We start from the raw sequence: 6,688 nt of genomic DNA on the forward strand, positions 1-6,688 counted from the left end.
GGACGCCCTCCTCTCCTAGGGCCATGGCGGCCAGGACGGCGGGCCGGGCGCCCGGTGCCACCACGAGGCTGCGGTCGGTGCGCGAGCGGGAGGAGGCGGCGCGAACGGTGCGGGCGATGTCGGCGTCGGCGAGCAGCGGAGGCAGGAGCGCAGTCAGGAGCACGGCCGCGAGTCTAGTGACTCCCCGTCCCGGCACCACTGGTGGGCTGGACCGGTCGGCCGGCGAAGGCCCGGCGGGACCAGTCCCCGCTGCGGATCCGGTTCCAGGGGTTGTCGTGCCCGGCGACGACGCCCACTCCCCCGCCCGCGGTGTGGTTGCGGCTCTCCAGCAGGACGGAGACCTGCGCCGAGGCCGCCATGCCGGCGATGAGCCACACGACGGTGCCGATCTGGGTGATGAAGGCGACCGTCCCGTAGGCCGGAATGAGGCTGAGCAGGGCGATCTGCGCGGGGTTGGAGCGCTGGGTGAGGGCCCTGGCGCCGTAGACCAGCAGCCCCACCATGAGGAGCACCACGGGGAGCCAACCGAAGCGCAGCGCGCTCAGGAGCAGGTCGTTGTCGATGGAGCTGTAGCCGCCCCAGGACACCGAGTCCCCTGACTTCTGGTAGACCGAGGACAGTCCCAGCGGCTTGAGCTGACGCACCAGGACGAGGATGTCGCCGCGGTAGCCGGCCGAGTCCTCCTGCTCGCGGCCGGCCGAGTCGAAGACGCCCAGGACGTAGGGCAGCAGCACGCTGCCCACACCGACCAGCACCATGAGGAAGCTCATCCGCCACAGGGCGGGGATATTGATGTGCACCTGCATGAGGCTGAGGATGACGGCGATGATGGCGCAGGCGATCGCCGAGCGGGAGAAGGTCGGGATGGTCGCCCCCAGGACGAGGGCGCCGGCCGCGATCCGGTAGCCGGGCCTCCACCGCGTGGCCAGGATGAGCGGGATCCCGGCCGCCAGGCACACTCCCAGGGCGATGGGGTGGCCGAAGGCCCCCTCAACGCGGGTGAAGCTGCCCCGGGCCAGGGGCGGAGCCCACTCCTCGTAGAGGTTGTTGTTGATAGTGATGTAGCTGAAGGGGTTGATGGTGGTGACGGCCTCGAACAGCGCCAGCACGGCCACCACGATCCACACGACCGCCAGGACCTCCGCCATGCGCCGCAGCCCGAGCCGCTCCACGAGCAGCCGTCCGGCGAGGTAGGCGGGCAGGGCGCCGAAGACGACGTCGGACAGGACGTAGTTGAGCGGCGAGCCCGCGGCGACGGACAGGCCCACCAGGCACCAGGCGGTGGCGACCATGAAGTCACCGCTGGTCAGCCGCCACGAGAAACCGGGCAGGAGGGCGAGGATCACCAGGAAGCAGGCCAGGGTGGCCGGAGGCACATTGGGCTCGAAGGGGATCATCACCCACACCGGCACGAAACCGATGGCGCCCATGACCAGGCCGGCCCCGACGATGGGGCGGCGGTGGATGCGGTCGGCCACGAAGATGAGGACCGCCAGGGCGGCGGCCACCATGGGGAGGACGATGAACAGGGTCCTGGCGAAGGACATCGTTCCTCCCTTGTCCTGTCATGGCCGCGGTGATGTCACGGCGGCCGAATCAGTGGTCGATAGGTGGTTTGTCGGCGGACGGAGCTGCACGGCGACGAGCCGCCACAGGACCGCCGTAAGAAGTACCCGGGAAGATGCTGGGAGACCCTCCGAGGCCCTGACCAAGGTCAGGTGCAACCGGAAGAAGTCCGACGACGTCGCCCCGGCAGGGCCGACCCCGACGCCTTCTTCACTGCTGGGGCGGGGGTCCTCAGGGCCCTCGCCCGCCACACGGTTCCGGTGAAAGACTCACCACATCACCCGCTCCCCCGCGTCTGAGGATTCCAGGCGTGGCCGGGGGCGCAGCGAAGGCTACTACAGTCACCGAGACCTCAGCGTGATCTTACAGTTAGGGTTGGGCCGTAACCTTTCAGCATCCGCCGGGCCATACGGCCCACGGTGTCCAACGGGCCGCCGGAACCGATCAGATCCAGATCATCCCCAGACCAGATGAGGAGCAGCGTGCAGCCGTCGCAGATCCTTCACGCCATCCGCAGGAACCTTGTCGCCTGCCTCGTCATCCTGCTCGTGTGCATCCTGACCGGGCTGGGAGTGGCCCTGGCAACGAAGCCGGTCGCAGTGGCCACCACGACCCTGGGCATCCAGCCCAAGTCCAAGGAGACCCCGTCCTTCTCCACCCAGGCCAAGGACCTCATGCCGACCCTCGTGGAGCTCTCCACGAGCCCGAAGGTCCTCGATCCGGCGGCGGCCAACCTGAACATGGAGACCACCGATCTGGCGGAGGCGCTGACGGTCACCAACCCGCCCGAGACCCTGGTCCTGTCCATCACCGCCAAGGCCGGCAGCAAGCAGGAGGCTGTCGACATGGCCCAGGCGACGGCCGACTCGCTCAACAAGGAGCTCTCCTCCGGTGAGCTGCTGGGCAAGCAGGCCCTGGGCATGACGACAAGCACCACCTCGCCCGCCACCACGGCCAACACCATCATGGAGCGTCCCGGAGCCCGAGCCGCGGCGATCTCCGGGTTGCTGCTGGGTCTTCTGGCCTCCGTCTCCTATGCGATGTTCCGTCACCGTCGTGACAGCGGCCTTGGCGGCGACAGTGGCGCCGAGAACCGTCCCGGGCGTATGGCGGCCGCACTGAACACCCTGAGGCAGAAGACCTCGGACCTGCTGCGACCGAGCCAGCAGCCGCCCGCGCAGCCTCAGATGCAGGCGCAGCCGCCCTACCAGTATCAGCAGCTCCCGACCCCATCCCAGGTCCCGGCCTCCCCCGAGGTCTCTGGCATCCAGGCTCCTGGCACCATGGCCCCGCAGGCGGCCCCCACCTCGATGCCGTCTCCCGTCTCCGCGCCCATGCTGCCAGCCTCGACATCGACCCCGGCACCCCCGGCACCGGCGTCTCAACCGACGGCTTCATCCGCACCGGTCCCGGCCTTCCCGACCCCGCAGTCGCCGCAGCAGACGACCGCAATGCCCGCGTTCTCCGACTCCGCGTACCCGGCAGCCCAGCCAGTGCCCTACGCCCAGGAGCCGGTGTCTTCCGCACAAGAGCCGGTCCACTCCCCGGTGCCGACGCCGCCCCAGACCTTCCCGGTGCCCGCCACGTCGTCAACGCACTCCCCCGTCTCCATGAGTGCGGCGCCGCTGTCTGCGGCCTCGGCGGCTTCGGTCTCCGATCAGTCCTCGACACAGCCCCCCACCCAGGGCCCCGCCCCAACCCCCGCGCACAGCTTCACCTCCGGAATCACCTCCGCCATGCAGCGTCAGCAGGCCGACCGGCCCGCGCCGGCCACCCCGGCCGGGACCATGTCGGCCGGGACCGCCTCATCCCAGTCGGCCTCTGAGGCCACCGCCCCCTACCGGCACGCGCCACTGCCCCCGCCGCAGCCCACCCCCGCCGACCTGACGGTGCCGGCCTCCCCGTCGATCGCGGTGCAGCCCTACACGGCCGCCCCGGCCTCCGGGAGCCACCGTTTCCCGGGCGCACCGGACGGCCCCACCCGCCGCAGCACCGCCCTGCCCACCGGGCAGACCGTCTCCGGGTCCTCAGCCTCCCCGGCCTCCTCCGCCCCCTTGGCGGGGTCCTCCTACCAGTACCCTCCGGCGCCGGCATCGACTCAGGCACCTGCCCCGATGTCCTCCCCCACCGACTCCCTCACCTCCACGCCGGCCACCGGCCGTCGGCGTGTTTCTGCGCCGACGTCGAGCTCCGCGCCGAGCGTGCCCACTCGGCGGCGCATCACCTCGCCGTCGGCAGACCGCCCGGCGTCGCCGGCCGGCTGGCAGGATGCCTCCTCCCTTCCCACGACGACGGGCCGGCGCCGGGTCCAGGCGGATTCCTCGGTCCCCGAGCCCGCAGTTGGCGTTGAGGACTCACGCGCCGCGGCGCGCACGCAGGCCCCGGCCTCCGAGACCGGCTCCCCCACCGCCCCTTCGACGTCGATGCGTCAGCAGGCGCCCTCGCGCCGGCAGACCCTGGCTCGACGCCGGCGGATGTCCAAGCCGCGGCTGACTCTCGTGACGCCGCTGTCCGAGGAGTCCTCCATCGAGCAGACCCGCCATCTCACGCCGGTGTCGGCGTCGGCGGGTGGGCGCCACCGCAGTCCTGATCCGCCTGACGCCCCGCCGCCGCCTCCGCCGCCGTCGATCCGGCCCAGCCAGCAGATGGCCTCGGCGTCCTCTGCCTCCTCAGCGGCCCGGCACTCCGCCTCAGCCTCGGCGGCCTCCGCGGCCTCGGCCGGTCACCGCAGGCAGTCAACGCGCCGCTCCTGGTGAGCCGGCTACCGGCACCATCGTCAAGGGCGGGTCCGATGCTTGAAGCATCGGACCCGCCCTTGATGTCTGCAGCGAACCGTTAAGCAGGTCCCGGCCAGGGGCCGCGCCCCGAGCCGCTCAGTTGTCGTCCTCGTCGTCGTCCTCGTCGTCGTCGGCCTGCTTGTTGCCGCCCTGGTCCGCGTTCTCGGCGGCGTTCTTCGCCTTCTTGTTCTGCGCCGTCTTAGGGACCGCGACGCTCGGGATCTGGGCGGTGATGGTGTTGCCGCTGGGGTCGGAGACCACCAGGCGGTAGGTGTGATCGCCAGGCGAGCAGGTGGTGTCCTCCAGGCTGTGGCTCTTGAGCGCCCAGCGGGTGTCGCTGATCTTCTCGGTGGCCACCGGCGTGGTCTCGTCATCCCGGTAGAGGCTGTAGGTCAGGGTTGGGTCGTCGCGGTCCCAGGTGGCTTTGAACCCGACCTTCACCGAGCCCGAGGTCGTCACCTCCGCCTTGGCGGCCAGGGTCTCGGCCTTGCCCTCGGGGGGCAGCGTGGGCTGGCCCGCACGTCTGGGGTAGCGCACGATCCCTTGCTGGGTCGTGCCGTTGGCCTCGACGAACTCACCCACCATGAGGATGTAGGAGTCGGTGACGTCGATCTTGTAGGCGGCCTGGGACATGCCCGTGTACTTGCCCGCCTCCAAATCCGGGTACCAGCCGATGATCGTGGGGCTCTTGTAGCCCGACGTCGACCAGTCCTGGTAGCCGTTGACGACGCCCTGGTGGCGGATGGTGATGTCGGCGCTGTTGGTGAAGGCCATGGCCCGCACGTACAGGGGGTGCGGACCGTCCTTGCGAACCTCGGGCATGTTGGGGAACCCGTAGATGGTCTCGCAGGAGTGGGCGTGCCCCACCGTGTAGACGGTGTCCTTGGTGGGGGCGATCCCGTAGGTGTCTCCGTGGCACGGCTCGAGCCAGATGAGGTTGCCGTCCCAGTCCGCCCTGAAGCTCCCCTCGAGGTTGGCCTCGTCGAGACGTCCGACGGCGGAGTAGGCGGTGCCGTAGAAACCGTCGTCGTCGACGGCGATGTCGAAGATGGCGGCGTGCTCACCGGCCGTGCGCACGGTGTCGTTGACGGGCATGGGCAGCATCTCACCGGTGGAGGCGCTCAGGAGCGCCATCCCGTAGCCGGGTTCGCTCGAGCCGTTGACCGAGGAGAAGGAGCCGCCGATGACGACCTTGGAGTGGTCCGGGGAGACCTCGATCGCGTAGACCTGGGCGTTGGGGCCCTCTGCGGAGGCCGTCCAGTTCAGCAGCTGACCGGTGGAGGCCTTGAGGGCGGCCAGCCTGACACGCGGCTGACCGTTCACCTTGGTGAAGTAGCCCCCGGCGTAGAGGGTGTCGCCGGCGACCGCAATATCCTTGACGGTCGTGTTGAACATGGGCCTGAAGGAGGAGATGAGGGTTCCGTGCCCCTGGGTGAGGTCGAAGGCCGCCAGGCGGCTGTGCCACTCGCCGTTGACCTTGTCGAACTCCCCGGCGACGTAGAGGGTCTTGCCGTCCTGGGAGACGGCCAGGCTGCGTCCTGGCCCGTTGAGGGTGGGGGCGAAGTCCTCGATGAGCTTCCCGGTGTTGAGGTCGTAGGCCAGGATGTTGGAGCGCGCGATCTGCTGCTGCTTCTTGGGGGCGCCGGCCGGGCGGGCGTTGTCGAAGCTGCCGACGACGTAGACCACGTCGCCGACGACGAGCTGTCCCCAGGCGACGCCGTCGATCTGCACCGTGGGCAGGGGCGCGGCCGTGTACGCGGGCTCCCGGGAGGACTGACCGGAGGGGTCGGTACCCGCAGCACCGCCGCCCCCGTTGTCGCCGACATTGCCGGAGCCGTCGCCCTGGTCGTTCCCATCGGCATCGGCGCCGGCCTCCTGAGCCGTGGCCACCGGTGCGGCGGGAGTCAGGACGACCATCGAGGCGAGCAGCAGCGGCAGGAGGGACAGGATGATGGCAAGACGAGGGATGGTGGAGAGACGACGCACGGAAACCTCCGGTACATATGGTGAGCAACGCGCAGGCGGATCACGGCACACCGTTGGCATCAGGGAGAATGAGGCTCACTTGAGTCACCGGTCAAATGCCTGTGATAACGATTAATTTAACTGGTAGCGCCTGTCAGTTCTGGGAGCACGTCCACTCATGCGGAACACGAAGAGAGAACGAAAAGGACACAAATCGATGACGGCACCACGCTACGCGTCCACAAGGTCGGATTGCAACATAATCGTTACCTGAAGGGTGCTCCACGCCCTGAGCACGACTCGCCGTCATGGCGAGCTAGCTCCCCATATGAGACGTCCTCACCGGGCCCCAGCTATCGGTGTGGGTGGTGGGTGGGGGT

At 69.5% G+C, this 6,688-nt stretch carries 3 protein-coding genes; 1 reads left to right on the forward strand and 2 read right to left on the reverse strand.

The features are described 5' to 3' along the window. Positions 1 to 173: 173 nt before the first annotated feature. Positions 174 to 1,547 (reverse strand): hypothetical protein, encoded by a 1,374-nt coding sequence (locus RIV14_RS13140; protein ID WP_075373435.1) that lies wholly within the window; start codon positions 1,545 to 1,547, stop codon positions 174 to 176. 501 nt (positions 1,548 to 2,048) lie between these two features. Here RIV14_RS13140 and RIV14_RS13145 point away from each other — a divergent pair. Next, positions 2,049 to 4,322 carry a YveK family protein gene (locus tag RIV14_RS13145; protein ID WP_256699374.1) on the forward strand — a complete coding sequence of 758 codons (2,274 nt, stop codon included), beginning with the start codon at positions 2,049 to 2,051 and terminating at the stop codon, positions 4,320 to 4,322. Positions 4,323 to 4,439: 117 nt separating this feature from the next. Here the strand turns inward: RIV14_RS13145 and RIV14_RS13150 are convergent, their stop codons facing one another. Beyond that, a complete protein-coding gene (locus tag RIV14_RS13150; RefSeq protein WP_075373433.1) occupies positions 4,440 to 6,329 on the reverse strand; it encodes a WD40 repeat domain-containing protein in 1,890 nt (629 codons plus the stop codon). Positions 6,330 to 6,688: the final 359 nt, after the last annotated feature.

The organism is Actinomyces acetigenes (assembly GCF_031296635.1).
GTDB classification, from domain to species: domain Bacteria; phylum Actinomycetota; class Actinomycetes; order Actinomycetales; family Actinomycetaceae; genus Actinomyces; species Actinomyces acetigenes.

What these genes read in the sequence shown, in the direction of transcription:
- RIV14_RS13140 (WP_075373435.1), bottom strand. Translation starts at nt 1,547, where the DNA reads ATGTCCTTCGCCAGGACCCTGTTCATCGTCCTCCCCATGGTGGCCGCC.